16 protein-coding genes and 4 pseudogenes are annotated in these 17,563 nt (G+C 38.6%); 2 read left to right on the forward strand and 18 right to left on the reverse strand.

Annotated features, from left to right (window positions below):
• Positions 1–45 precede the first annotated feature (45 nt).
• The 7 genes and pseudogenes from JCM21531_RS04435 to JCM21531_RS04465 form a co-directional block, all read right to left on the reverse strand.
• Positions 46–1,398, reverse strand: a complete 1,353-nt coding sequence (locus JCM21531_RS04435; RefSeq protein ID WP_201768047.1) for a hypothetical protein — start codon at positions 1,396–1,398, stop codon at positions 46–48.
• 24 nt (positions 1,399–1,422) lie between these two features.
• Positions 1,423–2,412: a TRM11 family SAM-dependent methyltransferase gene (locus JCM21531_RS04440; protein WP_038287732.1), complete on the reverse strand. Its 990-nt coding sequence runs from the start codon at positions 2,410–2,412 to the stop codon at positions 1,423–1,425.
• A gap of 5 nt (positions 2,413–2,417) precedes the next feature.
• A pseudogene (locus JCM21531_RS24305) lies at positions 2,418–3,349 on the reverse strand (type II restriction endonuclease).
• Positions 3,346–4,293, reverse strand: coding sequence for a DNA adenine methylase (locus tag JCM21531_RS04450; RefSeq protein WP_038287734.1), 948 nt, complete (start codon positions 4,291–4,293; stop codon positions 3,346–3,348). Before JCM21531_RS04450 ends, JCM21531_RS24305 begins: the two are co-directional and overlap by 4 nt.
• 514 nt (positions 4,294–4,807) lie before the next feature.
• Complete coding sequence (gene copZ, locus JCM21531_RS04455; RefSeq protein WP_038287737.1) at positions 4,808–5,014, reverse strand: copper chaperone CopZ; 207 nt, start codon at positions 5,012–5,014, stop codon at positions 4,808–4,810.
• Between the two features lie 52 nt (positions 5,015–5,066).
• Positions 5,067–5,681, reverse strand: a complete 615-nt coding sequence (locus tag JCM21531_RS04460) for a hypothetical protein (RefSeq protein ID WP_131464375.1) — start codon at positions 5,679–5,681, stop codon at positions 5,067–5,069.
• 72 nt (positions 5,682–5,753) lie between these two features.
• Positions 5,754–8,218 (reverse strand): annotated as a pseudogene (locus JCM21531_RS04465) (heavy metal translocating P-type ATPase).
• Between the two features lie 657 nt (positions 8,219–8,875).
• Between JCM21531_RS04465 and JCM21531_RS04470 the strand changes: the two are divergent.
• Positions 8,876–10,104: pseudogene (locus JCM21531_RS04470) on the forward strand (class I SAM-dependent rRNA methyltransferase).
• A gap of 33 nt (positions 10,105–10,137) precedes the next feature.
• Here JCM21531_RS04470 and JCM21531_RS04475 read toward each other — a convergent pair.
• The 11 genes and pseudogenes from JCM21531_RS04475 to JCM21531_RS04510 form a co-directional block, all read right to left on the reverse strand.
• Positions 10,138–10,773 (reverse strand): M15 family metallopeptidase, encoded by a 636-nt coding sequence (locus JCM21531_RS04475; RefSeq protein WP_038287741.1) that lies wholly within the window; start codon positions 10,771–10,773, stop codon positions 10,138–10,140.
• Complete coding sequence (locus JCM21531_RS18780; RefSeq protein ID WP_131464378.1) at positions 10,758–10,988, reverse strand: hypothetical protein; 231 nt, start codon at positions 10,986–10,988, stop codon at positions 10,758–10,760. The genes JCM21531_RS04475 and JCM21531_RS18780 overlap by 16 nt, the downstream gene beginning before the upstream one ends.
• Complete coding sequence (locus JCM21531_RS18855; protein ID WP_157833642.1) at positions 10,982–11,134, reverse strand: hypothetical protein; 153 nt, start codon at positions 11,132–11,134, stop codon at positions 10,982–10,984. Before JCM21531_RS18855 ends, JCM21531_RS18780 begins: the two co-directional genes overlap by 7 nt.
• A 73-nt stretch (positions 11,135–11,207) precedes the next feature.
• Complete coding sequence (locus JCM21531_RS04480; protein WP_038287742.1) at positions 11,208–11,900, reverse strand: MBL fold metallo-hydrolase; 693 nt, start codon at positions 11,898–11,900, stop codon at positions 11,208–11,210.
• 349 nt (positions 11,901–12,249) lie between these two features.
• On the reverse strand, positions 12,250–12,726 hold the full coding sequence (locus JCM21531_RS04485) for an XRE family transcriptional regulator (RefSeq protein ID WP_243467211.1): 477 nt from the start codon (positions 12,724–12,726) through the stop codon (positions 12,250–12,252).
• A 16-nt stretch (positions 12,727–12,742) separates the two neighbouring features.
• Positions 12,743–13,496 (reverse strand): annotated as a pseudogene (locus JCM21531_RS04490) (AAA family ATPase); the annotation flags it as partial.
• A gap of 1 nt (position 13,497) precedes the next feature.
• On the reverse strand, positions 13,498–13,962 hold the full coding sequence (locus JCM21531_RS04495) for a DUF6530 family protein (protein WP_038287743.1): 465 nt from the start codon (positions 13,960–13,962) through the stop codon (positions 13,498–13,500).
• Positions 13,959–14,303 carry a GIY-YIG nuclease family protein gene (locus JCM21531_RS04500; RefSeq protein ID WP_038287848.1) on the reverse strand — a complete coding sequence of 115 codons (345 nt, stop codon included), beginning with the start codon at positions 14,301–14,303 and terminating at the stop codon, positions 13,959–13,961. The genes JCM21531_RS04495 and JCM21531_RS04500 overlap by 4 nt, the downstream gene beginning before the upstream one ends.
• Positions 14,304–14,542: 239 nt before the next feature.
• Complete coding sequence (locus JCM21531_RS20565; RefSeq protein ID WP_243467213.1) at positions 14,543–14,923, reverse strand: hypothetical protein; 381 nt, start codon at positions 14,921–14,923, stop codon at positions 14,543–14,545.
• A 28-nt stretch (positions 14,924–14,951) separates the two neighbouring features.
• Positions 14,952–15,167, reverse strand: a complete 216-nt coding sequence (locus tag JCM21531_RS20570) for a hypothetical protein (protein WP_243467214.1) — start codon at positions 15,165–15,167, stop codon at positions 14,952–14,954.
• Between the two features lie 34 nt (positions 15,168–15,201).
• A complete protein-coding gene (locus JCM21531_RS04510) occupies positions 15,202–15,423 on the reverse strand; it encodes a hypothetical protein (protein ID WP_054846996.1) in 222 nt (73 codons plus the stop codon).
• Positions 15,424–15,807: 384 nt separating this feature from the next.
• Here JCM21531_RS04510 and JCM21531_RS04515 point away from each other — a divergent pair, with 384 nt between their 5' ends.
• On the forward strand, positions 15,808–17,466 hold the full coding sequence (locus JCM21531_RS04515) for a hypothetical protein (RefSeq protein ID WP_201768049.1): 1,659 nt from the start codon (positions 15,808–15,810) through the stop codon (positions 17,464–17,466).
• Positions 17,467–17,563: the final 97 nt, after the last annotated feature.

Here is a 17,563-nt window from a genome sequence, read left to right on the forward strand (position 1 = left end):
TTACTAAATTATTAGTTGTCAATAAATTTTAAAAATGCTTCCTATTTAAGCCATCAGACCACCTCCGCCTTCTACTGTCCTTGTTTTTGCAGTTTCCCAACCGGTTTGACCTAAAATACTTATTGACTTTGGCGGATTTAATTTCTTAAAACTACTAGTTTTTGGTTTACAAACTGACTCAAAAGGGCACTCCTTTATATTAGGCAAAACAGCATTATCTCCGGAAACAAACTTACTGTTTTGAATCACTAAATATCCTTCGCAATCTGTACAGGGCAAAACTTTTTTAATCACATAAGCTTTATTTTTAACTCTATTTTTGTAGCAAACTTGACATGTTCTGTTTCTTGAAGAGTGCCATTTGAAATTATGCTGTTTAGTTTCACATTCAAATATTGATAAACTTTCTTGGCAAAATTCTTTCCCAATAATCCTATACACAAAATAATCTATTAAACACGGGCTTTCAATACATTCAGAAGGATATTTCTGATGCCAAATTTCCCATACCTTTCTCCATGCTAATGCATTCATTTCATCAATCAAACTGTACTGATAGCAGAATATATCTAAAAAACTTGATACCAAAGGTATTTTAGTCTTTAATATTCCTGTCCGCAAAGCCACTTTTATAGTATTAATATCGCTTGCAACATTAACCTCGTGGAAGTTTTTTGCGTCTTTCCAAACATCTAAAACTACCATATCTCGTAAAAACATATCAGTTTTCTTGTTACCAAATCCTGCTCCTCTACTATTTATCAAAAATTCACGAATTTGCATAATATCATAGTTAAAATAGACTAGTAAATCAAATGGCTCAATATTCAAATCAATTAGTATTTGCGAGGCTGTTTTTGCATATTTTACTCTTTTATCATTTTGAGAAAGAGATGTCACTCCAATACTTTTTAAAAAACCTTCCGGATTATCGTTAATATTGTATTTATCAAATATGCTAGGATCATCCTTATAAGTCTTAAAAAGTTTAACTATATCTCTTGAACCTCTAAAGTCTTGATTTGCAGAAAAGTACCGTACTTTGCAAATCTCTTCAGGTTTAAGCAATGCTGTATTATACAAATCGTAAAATGCCGCTTTGTTTGATTTCATATAAACATCATGAAGTATGTCTGCAATCCCTTCACATTTTCTTTCATCAATCTGGGGATTTAATACTTCACAATGATATTTTTCCCAGAATTTATGGAACTCAGAAAAATACTCGAATTTTTCCCCTAAAGCATTTGTAAACCCAATTCCCTCATAATTGGTAAAAAAATATTCATTAATTTTCGATATTATATACCTAACTTCATCAATATTCAAATCCCTCGAAAGGTTTAAACCTGAACTTTCTACAAGAGATTTAAAGAATTTATTAAAACTATCCACCATATAGACCCCTTTTTCGTTTAAAACTCATTTCCTGAATATAAATAAATACTCATGTGCTATTAATAAAAAATTATACTTTATACTCTGGTTCCTCCAGTAACCGGTTGAACTGCAATTATGCTGTTCCTTTATCACAATTTCTTTTAACTTAAAACCTGCTCGTAAGAACGTCTGCATTACATTGAAACCAATAGGAATCATGTGACCTTTTCTCCGGGTATCCCCCATAAGAATTGCACAAAATCTATCTTTTTTCAGAACCCTGTAGCTCTCTTTTGCTACTTTTTCCATTTCAACTAAAAAGTCATCAATATCATAATGGGAAAGATCCCCCTGTATGTCTTCGCTATACTTAATGATATTGCTATAAGGCGGATGAGTACATATAAGATCTATGCTTTCATCTTTGATAAATCCAAGATGCCTGGCATCTCCAACATGTACCTCTACCTCTCCGCAATCCTCTTTTTCAAAATTTATATTACGCGAAGTCAAATTTACTGCCTCAGGGTTTATATCAACACCTATACCTTTTCTTTTCAAAAGCTTTGCTTCAACAATCGTTGTCCCGCTTCCCACAAATTGATCGAGCACAGTTTCCCCTTCCTTGGTATAGCGCATAATAACATTCCTCGGAATAAAAGGTGACCAATTGCCCCTGTATTTTCCGCTGTGCGTAGCCCAGTTACCCCTGTCAGGAAAGCTCCATACAGTGGATGTCTCAAGATTGAAATTCTCAGGTTCCCACAATTTAATATTCGGCTTACCGACAAAATAGCCTTTTGCATTCTCTTCGAAATATATCCTTGACTCTTTTGCGACCTTTTTGACAAACGCTTGAGTTACGTCATTGTTAGCTGCCGTATCTTTTATATTTAAGTCATTCAGAATATCGTTTTTTATGTTCTCGACAAGCCTCAAATATCCATCTTTATGCCTTTTTTCAAGATGTTCAGGATACTGCGTTCTGGTATACTCTTCTCCACAATACAAGCACTTAACTTTTCTTCCCATAATTTTCACAACCCTTGCGATATGATGTCCACAAGAATGCCTTTTTGCACCATATCAAGATTTAGTATATAATCGACCTTATCAAACGACTCTCTTAGAGGCTTCTGAGCAGTTTCCCATCCCTTTCCATCTGTGATCCAAATAAATCCATGCTCAGGTGTCTCTTTTTTGATAAAGTTAAACAGTGTAGAAAATTCTCCAGCTACTGACTTTAGTTTCGAACCGCCACCGCCATAATAATTTGTTTCAACAAGATATAGTTTTTGGCCATTGTCTATAGCAAAATCAAATGAACGCTCCGATTTGTCTACAGAAACATCATATCCGAAAGATGCTTTAATCTTGTGCGAGGTAGCCTGAGTCAGATATCGGTAATTATTTATGGAGCAAATTCTTCTAATAAATAGCTCTGTTATCATCTCCATAGCTGTGCCGCTACGGTTTTTCCTGGCATTGGTGTCAAGACCTACTTCAACGCCAATTACATAATCAACAACACTTTTTATGTTTTTCTTCTCAAACATAGCAAGAAGGCCAGTTTTTTCAGCAAATTCAGCCAGCATTTCTATTTCATCGGGACTATATTTCTTCTTTTTCCGAAACACATATTCTTTGTAATTAAAAACATTATCTTCAAGTGGGTCAATGACCTTAACGCTTTTTCTCTTAAAGCCAGTAAAATTGGAAGAACTTCTGCTATTTCCGGATATCTGCATACTAACATTTTAAATTCTTCCACTATGTTTTCCTTACCGACAAGGTAGTTCAAAATATTTAATATAACTTCAGCACTTCCTACCTTGTTCATTACTTTTTCCCACGCGACAAAAAAATCCCATCCCTTAATAGTCTCCTTCATATGAACAAGCAAATAATCAAACACTTCATCTGTATTATTACAACCAAGCCGGCTTTTAAATATATCTGTGTATTTCATGTAATGCCTCCTATAGTATTTACTTCATAGTTTGTAACAAGAAGTTCACTGATTAACCCTCTTCGACTGCCGTTTGAATTAATTGCCCGTTTGGCCTTTATTCTGTTAATGAAAAACCCCTTATACAGCTCATCAAAAAAATCATCATTAGGGTTTTCATTTTTAGGATCAGAATTACTCAGCATAAGTAAAGCACCTGTATTATTCATTTCTGAAAAGAAATTCGCCAGTTGTATCTGATCTTCATCTGTAAAATCAAATTTACTATAAGATGTAAAACTTGATGTAACATTAAGCGGCCGATACGGAGGATCAAAATAAACAAAGCTGCCTTTGTCAACATATCTTGCACATTCTCTATAATCACCGGTAAATATATGAACCTTTTGAAGCAAAGAACTTGCAATATTCAAATTATTCTCATCACAGATAGTCGGATTTTTATAATCCCCAGACGGTACATTGAAATGCCCTGAGCGATTAACACGGTAAAGTCCGTTAAAGCAAGTACGATTCAAAAAAATAAACTGCGCAGCTCTTTCAACATCTGGCTGCTTGCATTTTAAAGTTCGTGAGTTGTATGCGTCTCTTATCTCATAATACATGCCTTTTCGGGATTTTTGATCTAAACTTAAATATTGGGACTCTAAATCCGAAAGATATTCTACCAAATTGTCAACATCATTTTTAATCACTGCATAGGTGTTAATTAAATCCTCATTTATATCAAATATAAAAGCTTCTTCAACTTTATATTTTTGCAAAATTTCAAACAAAACTGCTCCACCACCTACAAAAGGCTCTATATAACGCCTTATACAGCCCTTAATAAGCGTAGAAGGATAATACTGTTTAAAGGTGTCGAGCAATTGTCCTTTTCCTCCAGCCCACTTTACAAAAGGTTTTGCACATACAGTAGAATCAATATTAATTGCAAATTCCAATTTGTTATCTCCCTTCGTACTTCCTTTTTCTTAATCACGTGCATCCTTAGGTTTCTCAGCATCTGCCGGTATAGCCCATGACCATCCGTGGCGTTTTACACCAGGTATTCTGCCCTCATCACATAAAATCTGCACACGACGGTCAGAAATTCCCCTTTTCTATCCAGCTTCTTTAGAAGTAATATAATCTATCATAGTTTTCTCTCCCTCATTAAGAAAACCAATTTAACACAATAATACTTTATTCGAAAAAACGAATAAAATCAATATATCAAGTAAACATGTCCCAACTCCACACAGGTTATTTTTAGTCGTTTTGAAGACATAAATGCATCTAATGATTTTTCTTTGTAATAGTCGGCCATATAATCCGGCACATGCTAAAAAATATCAAAATCACTCAAATACAGAAATCTTTTTAATTCCTAGCTTAAATCCATACATAAAACCGGCAGATAACCAAACATGTTCATCTGCCGGCACTTCATATGCTATTTCATTTTACTCATATTAGTCATTCAACATCGTATCCCTGATCTTCAATCTCGCTTTTAATCCTATCTAGCGATACCTTTGAGCTCTCATATTCTACCGTAACCGTTTTACCTTCCAAGTCAACCGTCACTGCATTAACGCCATCAAGCGCACCTACTGATTTTTTTATAGCATTTTCGCAATGTGAACAGGACATTCCCTCAACCTTTAACACTTTTCTTTCCATTTCCTAATCCTCCAATCCTTTTTTAAATTATTCTATTTTAAGTTAAACGGTTTCAAAAGTTTATCCACTTCCACTTTCTTACCGTTCGCATCCATGGTTTCGACCTTGGCAAATATCCACCCCTCGACTTTTCAGGATCAACCCCTGCATCGATAAACACCTTCGGGTTTAATACAAATACTATATCCTTATCGTTCGTTCCCAAGTCCTTTGCCCACTCAAACATGTTTCCTCCGGACAAATCAACACCGAAATGATCCAAAGCTGTATGATAACCGATTGATTCCCGTTTGAGCTCTACAATTTTTTCGTAAGAAGCAAGTGGAGTAACTTCTCCATCGTAAGTCAAATTTTCGGAGCTTAAATCGGTGCCTACTACAAGTTTATCCCCGAAAACCATACCCTCAGGCAACTTATCAATTTCGAGACCCGCATCTATAAAGGGCTTCACATCAAATTCAATCATTACATCATATATTTTGCTTTTACTAAAATCATTACTCCAAAAGAATCTGGCACTGTTATCCGGTGCAATCAAAGTCCAGCCCCCATTGACCTCATTGGCTGATATTTTATCCGGAATTGCATCCAGTACTTCTTTAAATGATGTTATGGATTTGTTGCCTATTACATCAAGCTGCCTGCATGAAGCAAAAACAAACGTCATTATAAGAAACATAAGAATTAATATGCGTTTCCTTTTCATTGAACAACCATTCCTTTCTATAAAGTCTACTCCTTACTTATATGGCTTAAATCTTTTTAATCTTAAAGCATTTGACAAAACCGATACCGAACTTAGTGACATTGCTGCAGCTGCAAATATCGGATTAAGGAGCGGACCTCCAAAAAGATACAGGACACCTGCTGCAATCGGAATACCGGCAACATTATAACCAAAAGCCCAGAATAGGTTTTCCTTGATATTGCGTATTGTACTTTTGCTCAGTTGAATCGCTGTCGGAACATCCATTAGATCACTTTTCATAAGCACAATATCAGCAGATTCCATAGCCACATCGGTACCCGAACCTATTGCAATACCGATATCGGCCTGTGCAAGGGCAGGCGCATCATTGATTCCGTCACCTACCATCGCTACTTTTTTACCTTCCGCCTGCAACTTTTTGACCTCATTTGACTTATCCTGCGGCAAAACCTCTGCCAGTACTCTGTCGATACCAACCTGCTTTGCAATCGCCTCGGCAGTTTTTCTGTTATCGCCTGTTATCATAGCAACTTCTATACCCATTGATTGAAGTTTTTTAATGGCTTTTGCACTGTTTTCCTTAACAACGTCAGCCACAGCAATGATGCCTGAAATTTTGTTGTTCACTGCGATATACATTGGTGTTTTTCCCTCACCTGCGAGCCTGTCGGACTCAATAGTAAGCTCACCCAGTGATATATCTCTTTCATCCATCAATTTTTTGTTGCCAATGAGTACGTTCATTCCTTCAATATTGTTCTCAATACCATGCCCCGGAATAGCCTCAAATTTTTCCACTCTTAAAAATTCAAGGTTTTCTTTCTCTGCTCCCCTTACTATTGCTTGACCCAAAGGGTGTTCCGAACCTTTTTCACCCGAGGCTGCAATTTGAAGCAAACGTTCCCTTGTCATGCCGGCCACAGGAACAATATCTGTTACCTCCGGTTTACCTTCTGTTATAGTTCCTGTTTTATCAAACACAATAGTATTGATTTTATGAGTGGTTTCAAGAGCTTCCCCGCCTTTTATAAGAATCCCGTATTCCGCTCCTTTTCCTGTTCCGACCATAATGCAGTCGGTGTAGCAAGGCCCAATGCGCAAGGACAGGCAATAACCAGTACTGAAATAAATATTGTAAGCGCAAATACCAATGACTGGCCTGCAATTAGCCAACCTGCAAAAGCAAGCACTGCAATGGCTACTACAATAGGAACGAAATAACCGGATACAATGTCGGCCATTTGTGCAATTGGAGCCTTTGAGCTTTGAGCATCTTCAACCAGCTTAACGATTTGTGCCAAAGCCGTGTCATCGCCCACTTTAGTAGCTTTAAAACGAATCATGCCGTTAGTATTAATACTTGCTGCATAAACTTTATCTCCGGCCTTTTTGTCAACCGGTATACTTTCCCCTGTCAGCATCGATTCATCTATCGCTGTGTGTCCGTCTATTACTTCACCGTCCACAGGAATTTTTTCTCCCGGCTTTACTAAAATCACGTCACCGATTTCAACTTCATCGATGGGAACTTCCACTTCTTTTCCGTCTTGTATTACAATTGCCGTTTTAGGTGCCAACCCCATCAGCTTCTTTATAGCCTCGGATGTTTTTCCTTTTGATACTGCTTCCAGTGATTTACCCAGCAGAATCAACGTAATAATAACACCGGCAGTTTCGAAATACAGTCCATCAACTGCGTGGAAATTTCCGGCAGATATCTGATAGGTTGAATACAGGCTGTATGCAACTGCTGCCGTCGTACCTATTGCTATAAGGGAGTCCATGTTAGGGCTTCTTTGTATCAGCGCTTTAAAACCTACAGTATAGAATTTGTTTCCGGCTATGATTATAGGTACAACCAGGCCGATTTGGGTAAGTGCATATATTAAAGGAAACTGCATAGGTTCAAGGAAGCCGGGAATAGGAAAAGGAAGCCACGAAATCATCGGAACCATAGCAAGATATAACAGCGGCGCAGCAAATATTGCAGACACGATGAATTTTTTCCAAAGGGTTCGTATCTCTTTTTCCTTACGCAGCTTATCCTCATCGACAGAAGCTTTTTTCTCAATATTCAGGGCTTTATATCCTGTTTTTTCAATGACTTGTTTAATTGCAGAAAGCCTGGTTATTTGAGGGTTATATTCTACAGTTGCTTTTTCTGTAGCAAAGTTTACAGAGACTCGTAATACACCCTCCATTTTGCCCAATACCTTTTCAATACGATTGGCACATGCGGCACAAGTCATGCCCTCAATAGGTATTGTAGCCGTTTTCATTTTTTCTTCCTCAATAACCCCGTAGCCAACCTTTTCAATAGCTTCTTTGATTTTTTCAGTGGATATCTTTTGATTATCATATTCAACAGACAGTTTCTCTGTCGCAAAGTTCACCGATGCCTGTGAAACGCCTTCAAGCTTACCGATTACCTTTTCGATTCGCTTTGCACATGCGGCACAGGTCATGCCACTTATTTTAATAGTTTCCTTATTCATAAAATTACCGCCTTTCTAAAAAGTACGTATTTTGCATCCCTTTCTTTATTTCATCAATATCGATTTTGATTATATCGTCAACAACTGTTGCTGTCATTTAAATCAACACCGTTAATATTTCATAAAGTTTCGATTCCTCTCTGCATTACCGTTACTGCCGGAGAAAAACTGTCATCTTCCATATTTATTTTAACATATTGTGTACCATCCTTTATTTGAGTAACGGCAATTTGGTCTGTAAGTATTTTATAATCTCTTTTTGATTACCCTCATTTGAACGGATGAATCAATATTATTAATATCATCAACTACAGTAATTTTAATCCTCATCATGCCCATCCGTTATACCTCATTTACATTATTTAGCTCTATCCAGCTCTGAATTTAACACATTTTTGTGGAGATTTTATGAAGAAAAGCATTAGGATAAATATTTGCCTAACCTTTCATTTAAAAATTCCCTACCACACGCTTTTTACGCTATTAAGTGACTGAAAAATCATAGCACCGGATATATATCTTACCGTTTATAATATTTTAGCACGCGTCCGGAAAACATATAAATCAATATTTTATGCTGATGATGCCCATGTTGAAGGCAGACGGGAAATGTGTTACAATCAGCAAAGAAAAAATCTATTTCGAAAGGTGACGCAGATGAAACAGAAACGGCAGTATTCCAAAATCATGATATCTCCCAAGGCAGAGCGCAGTGTCAAGAACGGACATCCATGGATATACGGGGAAGAGATTCGCCAAACAGAGGGCGTACCCCAAAACGGTGAGTTGGTGGATGTGTATGCCGGAAATGCCTTTATGGGTACGGGCTTTTACAACAGTGCCAGCAAGATTACCGTTCGCCTTATTTCACGCAACACCAACGATGTATTTGACGCTCGTTTCTGGCGCCGCCGTGTGGAATATGCCGTTCGTTACCGCAAAACCGTCATGCCCGGTGCAGATTTCGCCTGTTGCCGTCTGATTCACGGTGAAGCTGACCAGATGCCGGGGCTGACAGTGGACCGTTACGGAAGCCTTCTGTCCATACAGATTACTTGCCTCGGCATGGAACTTGTCAAGGATACGGTTTACCGTGCCCTTTGGGATGTGCTTACCGAAATGGGTGAAACCATCACCGGTATTTATGAGCGCAATGACATTGCTCTGCGTACACTGGAAAAGCTGCCGGAGTATAAAGGATGGTACCTGTCCGAAGGCATACCTGTGCCCGAATCCGCTGTGACGGAGATATGCGAAAACGGCGTAAGGTATCTGGTAGATGTGGAAAACGGACAGAAAACTGGCTTTTTCCTGGATCAGAAGTATAACCGCGCTGCTGTAGCCCGGATTGCCAGGGGTAAACGGTATTGGACTGCTTTACCCACACCGGCTCCTTCGGCCTTAATGCTGCTTTAGGCGGTGCAGAACATGTTACCTGCGTAGATATCTCACAGTCAGCCATCGACATGACAAAAGCAAATGCCGTACGCAATGGAATAGACGGAAAAATGGATTTTCTGTGTGAGGATGTGTTTGACCTGCTGACAAAACTGGCAGAACAGAAATGTCGCGACTATGACTATATCATTCTTGACCCGCCGGCCTTTACCAAATCCCGCAAGACAGTGCAGGCTGCTGCCCGCGGATATAAAGAGATTAATCTCAAGGCCATGAAGCTTCTGCCTCGTGGCGGATATCTGGCCACTTGCAGCTGCAGCCACTTCATGACGGATGACTTGTTCCGCAAAATACTGGCAAGCGCTGCAAAGGATGCTTCTGTATCCTTAAGGCAGATTGAAGCCCGCCAACAGGCACCGGACCATCCTATACTGTGGAATGTTCCTGAGACGGACTACCTTAAGTTTTATATTTTCCAGGTTGTATGACCTGTATTTAAAAAAACAGGTAAATTCAAACTTTTAATTAACCGGAAAATCAAAATATGTATCAGGATAAGGCTCACCCTTTAACTTGTAATGCCACCACTCTTTAGTGTAAGCTTCAAACCCGGCATCTACCATGGCATCCCGCAAAATGTTCCGGTTTCTCTCTTGTTCGGGAGTAATTAAAGGTGTTCCATGGTTTGAAATTTCACCAAAGAAATCAAAACCGCTCCCCATATCCAGCTCTTCGCCTGTAGATATATGGACCAATGTCAGGTCAACCGTACTTCCCCTCGAATGGCCGGATTTTTCTGCAATATAACCCAGTTTAAATAGAACAGACTTGTCCAATTCAGGATAATATTTTTCCTTCATTTTTGTATCATACAAGTCCTGTGCCCATCGCACAAAATGGTTAACAGCCCTTTGCGGACGATAAGCATCAAAAATTTTTATGTAGTATCCTTGTTCATATAATTTATCTGCCGCTATTTTAAGTGCATAAGCAGCTTCTTTTGTAAGTATGGCCTTCGGTGCTTCGTACCCGTCAATCATAGTACCTGTAAAATTATCATTGCTAAAATACCGAATTTCAAGCTGTGCAGTTGAAATCACATCAGTTACATATACAAATCCGTCAGGAAGTGAATATTCATTTAAATCAGGCGCAATAGAGGCTCAATAACCGGTGACGACTCCGTTACCGTTACAGATTTAGATGGTGTAGCAGATGCAGATACCGGACTTAATGTCACTACCATGTTGGATGTAGTTGCCGGTTTCCCATCTGAAACGCATGATGTAAATAGAATCAATACAGCAAGAATAACTACGTTAAATTTTATAATTGGCAAGTTATTATTTTTGCCTTTTGCGCAACTTACCATTCTTGAGGCTGGCACATTACCACTCCTTTTTCCATATTTCGCGGTGGCATATAATAATATCCAACATAATCCCTAGTAATATGCCAGAGTTGGTAACTAACTATTTTTGCTTTTTCTTCTGGTGTAAAATTTCTTCTCTTTTCCATAATTCCATTCTAACTTATTTCTGCTGTTTTGTCAGTCTTAATTTCCGGCATCATTATAGTCCGACGTAATACCTCAAACAAGAAGTCCTCCATGATAACAATAGTAAGCTTTTGCTTTTAGGGACAATAATTTTTCCATAGATTCTGTAGCCTGTTCAATATCCAAAGTAAATTGCGGGTTTGCAATAGCAGGCTTACCGTCCTCCAGTACAAATGCATCGCCAGTTATGACAATCGATTCCTTCTCCATAAGAAGAGAAATATGTCCGGGTGTATGACCGGGTGTCGCAATAATCCTGCATCCTCCACACCAATCCATAAGTTCTTCGTCACGGAGAAAAACATCTACTTGTACCGGCTCAACCCGGCGCAGCATTTCGCAAAACGCCTTACCAAAATCCTGCTGCTCGGGAGGAAGTATTTCCTGCATTTCTTCTGCCTGCCGCAACCGCAACGGTTTTTCGTGTGCGGAAATGTATGGCGCTTCTACAGCAGAAGCATATATTTTTAAATGAGGATTTATCCTTTTAATTTCAGCAGCCGAACCCATATGGTCATGATCATGATGAGTCAGTACAAGTCCGGTTATTTGCTCCACTGACAACCCGTGCCGCCCCAGTTCCTTTTCAATTTGGGGAAGTGATCCGACAAAACCGCAGTCGACAAGAATAATGTTCCGATTATCCCAAAGTAAGGTCGGATAAACTGTATTTTCTGTATTTCCAAATGACATGGACAAGGGAAAACTAAGAATCTTGTATTCCATAATCGTTTGATAGCCTCCTTTTTTATCTTATTGCCAACGATAATAGGTCAACTGCACCGTCGTGTATTCGTATGCCTATCACGCCAAAGTTTCTTTCATGCTATAGAGCGCTCTTATGCCAAATATTATCATATATGCTGCCGGCCGAATAGCCAAGCGTAAAATTCTGAAAATGAACCTGAAATATCATATTTAAATCAAAATTGCAAAGCTCCTTTATCATATCTTTTTACAAAAAAAGATGTCTCTCAACACTTAACACTATAGCAGTATATCATGTCATTTGTATTTATCAAAGCAGATTAAGCTATTTGCAATGCATATCTACCATGCTTAAGCATTATTGATTTCATAATTCATTCCTAAATCTTGCTTGTCTAATATCCGAATACACCACCAAACCATGTTTAATGCAATAAACATACAGTTTACCGCCCTTGGTTAGAGGGAACCTGCAAGTCGGACTTTGCTCCGGGTACAAGCGATTCAGAAATACTCTGTCACTTTTAATATAAGCCACAAATGAAATATAATGTTCTTTGGCCATTGGATGGTCAAAAGTTACAAAGTAATCAGTATCAATCTCCTCTACTGTTATTTTGATTGCATCAGATGAATCCGTAGGCAAAATCTGTTCCAATTTTCTTCCGCAGCATAAAATAGAGGCACTCCCCGTGCTAACCAAAATATTTCCGCAAGTAGGGCAAACATAAAAACGAACTTTATCAATATTGCCGCTATCCGGCTTGTTCGGCGTAATTTCGCCCTCCATCAATTGAACCATATCAACGTCTAAAATTGCGGATAATTCAGGCCACAAAGACAAATCAGGACATCCCAAACCGCATTCCGGCAACACCTTTAATTGCGTTAGCCCGGGCAGTTTCATCCAGCAATATAACAGTCTCGGCCAAAAGAGAAAGAACATTATTATCATGGTAGCCAGTCTTGGCGCGGGCCCTTTCCATCATAACCGTCTTAGGCGGCAAGTCCAATTTTTCAGCATGCTGTACCCGGTCACGCAAAGCTTCATTTATAGGACGGCAACCATTATAACCTCGATTTGTCGTAATAACCGCAATAAAATCCGGATGCCGATGGGCAATACGAGTCGGTAAGTTTAAGCTGCCGTCAGGCTCTAAAACAGAGTTTAGAGCCATCAAAACAGCCGCGTCACGAATAACTGTCGGCTCCTGAATTTCCAAAAGCCATCCGTTTTCATATGCACGTACAATTTCTGAAGGATAATACCGGTATTCAATCTTGCCCGATTTATTGTCTTTATCCGTCAATACCGGCAAAATAGAACCCAATACATCTGACTTATCCATATCTGCAAAGCAGGTTACTTTCGTATAGGGCAGGTTAAATTTAGCAGAAAGGGCTTTGGCAAGCTGGGTTTTACCCGAACCGGCATCCCCCTCCAGCAAAATTGTACTGATTTTCATTTCACCGCGGTTCCAATTTCTCACTATCTCTCTATATATACGTTTTTCCGCTTCACTTTCAATATGTGAAGGCAGTTTTTTTCCAAACTAAAGATTGTTCCTCTTCAGTCAACTGTCTGTCCGGTGAAAGAACACAAGTCTTTTTCATATTAGTAGCACTCCAATTCATCTAAAATTCTGCCAAGAACCCGTTGACGTTCGCCGATTATTTCGCCCAAATCATTTAGACTCTGGGCAAATTCTTTGATGTCAACATTGATATTTTTATTATCTATACAAACTTCTACGGGCAATACATCCCCTTGCAATCCAATACGGTCTATTTTGGGATTATCAGGGTCATATAAAAACGGAAATCTATAAGCCTCCTTGAAGTACAGTAAAGCCATTGATAATAAGATCATCAAGTCAAATACTTGGTGTATAGGTAGCTCCCTATCTAAAATCAATTTGCCGTCTTTATCACTTTTCCAAATTTGTGCAGCTATCTGCATATTTTTATTTTCTTCAAGTCTAGGCAAACCCAGCGTTATGCGTTTGATATCCGATTTATATGCATTTCTGCCGTCAATACGATCATAACTATTTGATGCAATAACTACATTTTCATTCATCTCCAAATCCTCCTCGCGTTCGGATTGTCAGCGAAACACTGCTCTCTCAAACTTTCCAGTTCTTCTGTGTGGTCCTCATGCGGGTCATCATATTTTAAAACTTTGACAACCGACAGTTCAAAGCCTTCCAAACCATATTTGTTCCAAAGTTCCTGTAATAGTTTATTTGGATGCATTTTGGCTGACAATTTCATATTAGTACTGTTAAAGTCTGCTTTTGTATCTTTTGATATACCTAAAAATACATCACCGGTTTCTTTACAACGATATGATATTACGCCCATTTCAGGATGTCTGTTTTTATAGGCTTCCAAAAGTTCCTTTTTTCTTTTCTTATCCATTTTCATCACCTCAACTTTATTATAAATCCTAATACTATAAAAATTAATCCACGCTCCGTAGACCAATGGATGCATTTTTGCGGCAAATCTTGTCCGAGCAAAAGTTCGAAACATCGAGTCCCTTCGCTTTTGCCTCTTTCATTTCATTCCAAGAGGCCAAAAATACCCTCGATATGTTCCCATAGGCACACATCGAGGGTTTTAGTTGGTATCACACCTTTTAATTGTCCAATCCTACTTTAGTGAAATGACATGTTCCCCATCTGTTTCGATATTTGATTCTTTGTCTTATTATCCAATATCTCACCGGAAACCGCATTTAAGATAAAGCTTTCTATTTCATCTGTTTTATGTTCTTGCCGAATATATAGCAAAACGTTCAGGATATCAATCAGTATGGATTTTCTCATGCTTTCTTTAACAGCCATGATATCAAAGGAAATTAATCCGGAGGCTATTCTATCTTTCAGTTCCGGCTTCGCCGAAGCAATTTTCCCAAGCGATTGAATACATTGGCGTACAGTTATGGGCTTCTCGTCCTTTAGAAGTTCAAGATACTCGTCAATGACCTCCTCCATTCGGTTTTCCACATCCCACCTGGCATTTTCGGCTATAAGCATAAGCCCAATGCTTCTCTGATAGGAATTATCACTTCGGAGCTTTCATGAAAGTATCCCAAAACGGATAAACATCATTAAAAAATATCGATCTACTCTGTAGTAGAAGGAATGCCTGATACCTAATGTTGTCGTCTTTTAAAGACAACCAGTCTACCAACTGCGGAATATCGTTTTTATTGAGTTCTTTTGACGCCTTCTGTATATCGCTTTTTCCAATAGACACTATGCTTTCTAAATCAACCACATTTTACCCTCCGTTTATCTTACTTTTCAGTCTTTTATTTCTCATCAATCTCTTTTCTTATACGCACTCCCTTATCCGGAATAATAGTTAGCTCGCTTTTCTCCGCTATTTCTTCCACAACATCATCAATTGACTTTTCATCTGTTATTATTTTTGATTCTATAATATCATTATCAAAAGCTTTAATACAATGATCAATATTACTCTTTGCACATGTATCTTTCCTTGAAATCCGCTTATCCAATCTCTTTGGCAATGTTGTTTTACTTGCATAGAGAATATAGTGCTTTAATATGATACCGCCATTAATAAGCCGCTGTATGATTTCAATTTCATCTGGTTTTTTTCAATTCGTCAACATTGATTACGTTTCCATCTTAAATTTCTATTACAAATCTCTGTAAATTCAATTGCTAATTTGTTGTAGCCAATGGTATAATAATTTAAAAAATGGTATTTTGTGATGCATCTTATACTACTAAAATTAGAGTAAAAAATTGGAGCCAAAGTGAATCCGATAACCACATTTCGGTAAAAAATACTGATAGGCCGGTATAGTCATATTTCCTACTTTCATAAACATTCGGCACTGAATAATAAAGAATAAAGGGGGAGCAAAATGGCAGATTCAATTTATGGTTTGCAAAGTGCGCTGAATAGCGTTAGCAGAAATCTGAATATTGTTAATGACAATGTACGGCAAGTGGCGGCAATAGTTGATCAAGTGAACAATAGAGTAAACACTGTCGACAATAATGTTAAGGTCGTTTACAATGAATTGGATAAACTGACCCGTGAGTTCCATGAATATGTTCAAAAAGCTGAATATCAGCACAACCTTTCCGTCGCAGAAACTCGTCTTATAAAAATAAGACAGGAACTCGAAAACAAGTTCGGTCACTACTCCGAAATTCGACGTACTACTGTCGGCATACTTCAGGCAAACGATCTTGATATTATCCGTAAAGAAACCATTACTTCAGCCACCGAGGAATTGATGCTTTCTGCGCCGGGGTATTGGCTCGCACCCGCACTTGTCGCACTTGCTGCCTGGATAAACGATAATAAGGAGCTTGCCGACAAGGCAGTTAGAGAAGCATTACACCGTAACGATGAAAAAACTTCTCTTCTTTTCGCACTGATCTGCCGCCGCGCAGACAGGAAATCATCATGCCTTAAGTGGATTCAAAGGTATCTTGCCAACCAAAATGAAGAAAACTTGGACAGAAAAACGATTATTATACTTGACGCTTTTGCATCAGGTCTTTTAGGGGTGGATTCGGAGGGCATTGTTGCAAAGCAGCTAGAAGAGTGGATAATGCGGCTTGAGGATAAGCCGGGTTTTGTTGAGCAGCAAATGAAACAGTGGTCAGATGCAATTAATCTTAAACGCAGTACATATTCCGGCGGATACGAATACCTTCGCAAATACAGCAAAACATGGTCAAAACTTCAGTATATCATGGAAGGAGCTTATCTTCACGCCAATTTGTTCGATTACTTTGAAAAGATCTTCAACAAGCAGTCTTCCAATTCTGCGCTTAAAGAACAGCTTGATGAGATTCTTTATACCCTTGTCACTGAATTTGATGACGAAGAACTCCCGCTACGTGAAGAAGAAAGACTTAACCAGCTTATTATTGATAACAACGGTAATCTAGCACGTGCAAGACAAACAATGCAGCTGGAAAAGACAGCTTTCGAAACCCATAAAGACTTTACTCAGTTGTTGACTGACGCAGCGATGAAACCGGAATTGGTTCATGCCAGTGTATCTACGCAGAAATTTGCAATAGCGCTATCCCGCGATTGGATTGCTGCAGCCTATAACGATATTATCGCAAAAAACCGTATGGAAATTCCTCATGAGATCGAAATCAACGTCGATACCTTTAACGATACCACTATAGACGGAAAGAATGAAGCCGAACTATTAAAAAAGTGGGAGACTCTTGTCAATGAAGAAAAGGAAAAAGTTTTGTCACAACATGTTCTTAATGCGTTTCAGAAATTTTGCCTATTTGGCGGAGCAGCCATTGGCATTATCGGGTTAATAGCCTGTTTTACCGGTCAGATTTTTCTTGGCCCAATTGCCATCATTGCCGGATGCGGCATGATTATCAACCACTTTACCAAGAAAAAGGCTGTTAAAGCACGCCGCAAGAACATTGAAACCCAATTTGGCGAAAGACTTGAAAAAGGCGCGCAAATTATCCGTGCTACACTTGCAGAGGTGGTTGATTTCCGTTCCGAATTCGCTGAAAAGGATAGCGAAAGCAAAAAGTTCTCGACTTTTTAGAGCAGATCAAACCCGAACAGTATATCAGTAAACTATCGGATTCACCCCGCCGTATTCACACTATCGGCTGATAAAATATTCATTATGATTGAGACAG

This window comes from Acetivibrio straminisolvens JCM 21531, assembly GCF_000521465.1.
Classification (GTDB): Bacteria; Bacillota; Clostridia; order Acetivibrionales; family Acetivibrionaceae; genus Hungateiclostridium; species Hungateiclostridium straminisolvens.

What these genes read in the sequence shown, in the direction of transcription:
- JCM21531_RS04440 (WP_038287732.1), bottom strand. Translation starts at nt 2,412, where the DNA reads ATGGGAAGAAAAGTTAAGTGCTTGTATTGTGGAGAAGAGTATACCAGA.
- JCM21531_RS18780 (WP_131464378.1), bottom strand. Translation starts at nt 10,988, where the DNA reads ATGGTAAGTTGCGCAAAAGGCAAAAATAATAACTTGCCAATTATAAAA.
- JCM21531_RS04460 (WP_131464375.1), bottom strand. Translation starts at nt 5,681, where the DNA reads ATGACGTTTGTTTTTGCTTCATGCAGGCAGCTTGATGTAATAGGCAAC.
- JCM21531_RS20565 (WP_243467213.1), bottom strand. Translation starts at nt 14,923, where the DNA reads ATGCTTATAGCCGAAAATGCCAGGTGGGATGTGGAAAACCGAATGGAG.
- JCM21531_RS04500 (WP_038287848.1), bottom strand. Translation starts at nt 14,303, where the DNA reads ATGGATAAGAAAAGAAAAAAGGAACTTTTGGAAGCCTATAAAAACAGA.
- JCM21531_RS18855 (WP_157833642.1), bottom strand. Translation starts at nt 11,134, where the DNA reads ATGGAAAAGAGAAGAAATTTTACACCAGAAGAAAAAGCAAAAATAGTT.
- JCM21531_RS04495 (WP_038287743.1), bottom strand. Translation starts at nt 13,962, where the DNA reads ATGAATGAAAATGTAGTTATTGCATCAAATAGTTATGATCGTATTGAC.
- JCM21531_RS04435 (WP_201768047.1), bottom strand. Translation starts at nt 1,398, where the DNA reads ATGGTGGATAGTTTTAATAAATTCTTTAAATCTCTTGTAGAAAGTTCA.
- JCM21531_RS04480 (WP_038287742.1), bottom strand. Translation starts at nt 11,900, where the DNA reads ATGGAATACAAGATTCTTAGTTTTCCCTTGTCCATGTCATTTGGAAAT.
- copZ (WP_038287737.1), bottom strand. Translation starts at nt 5,014, where the DNA reads ATGGAAAGAAAAGTGTTAAAGGTTGAGGGAATGTCCTGTTCACATTGC.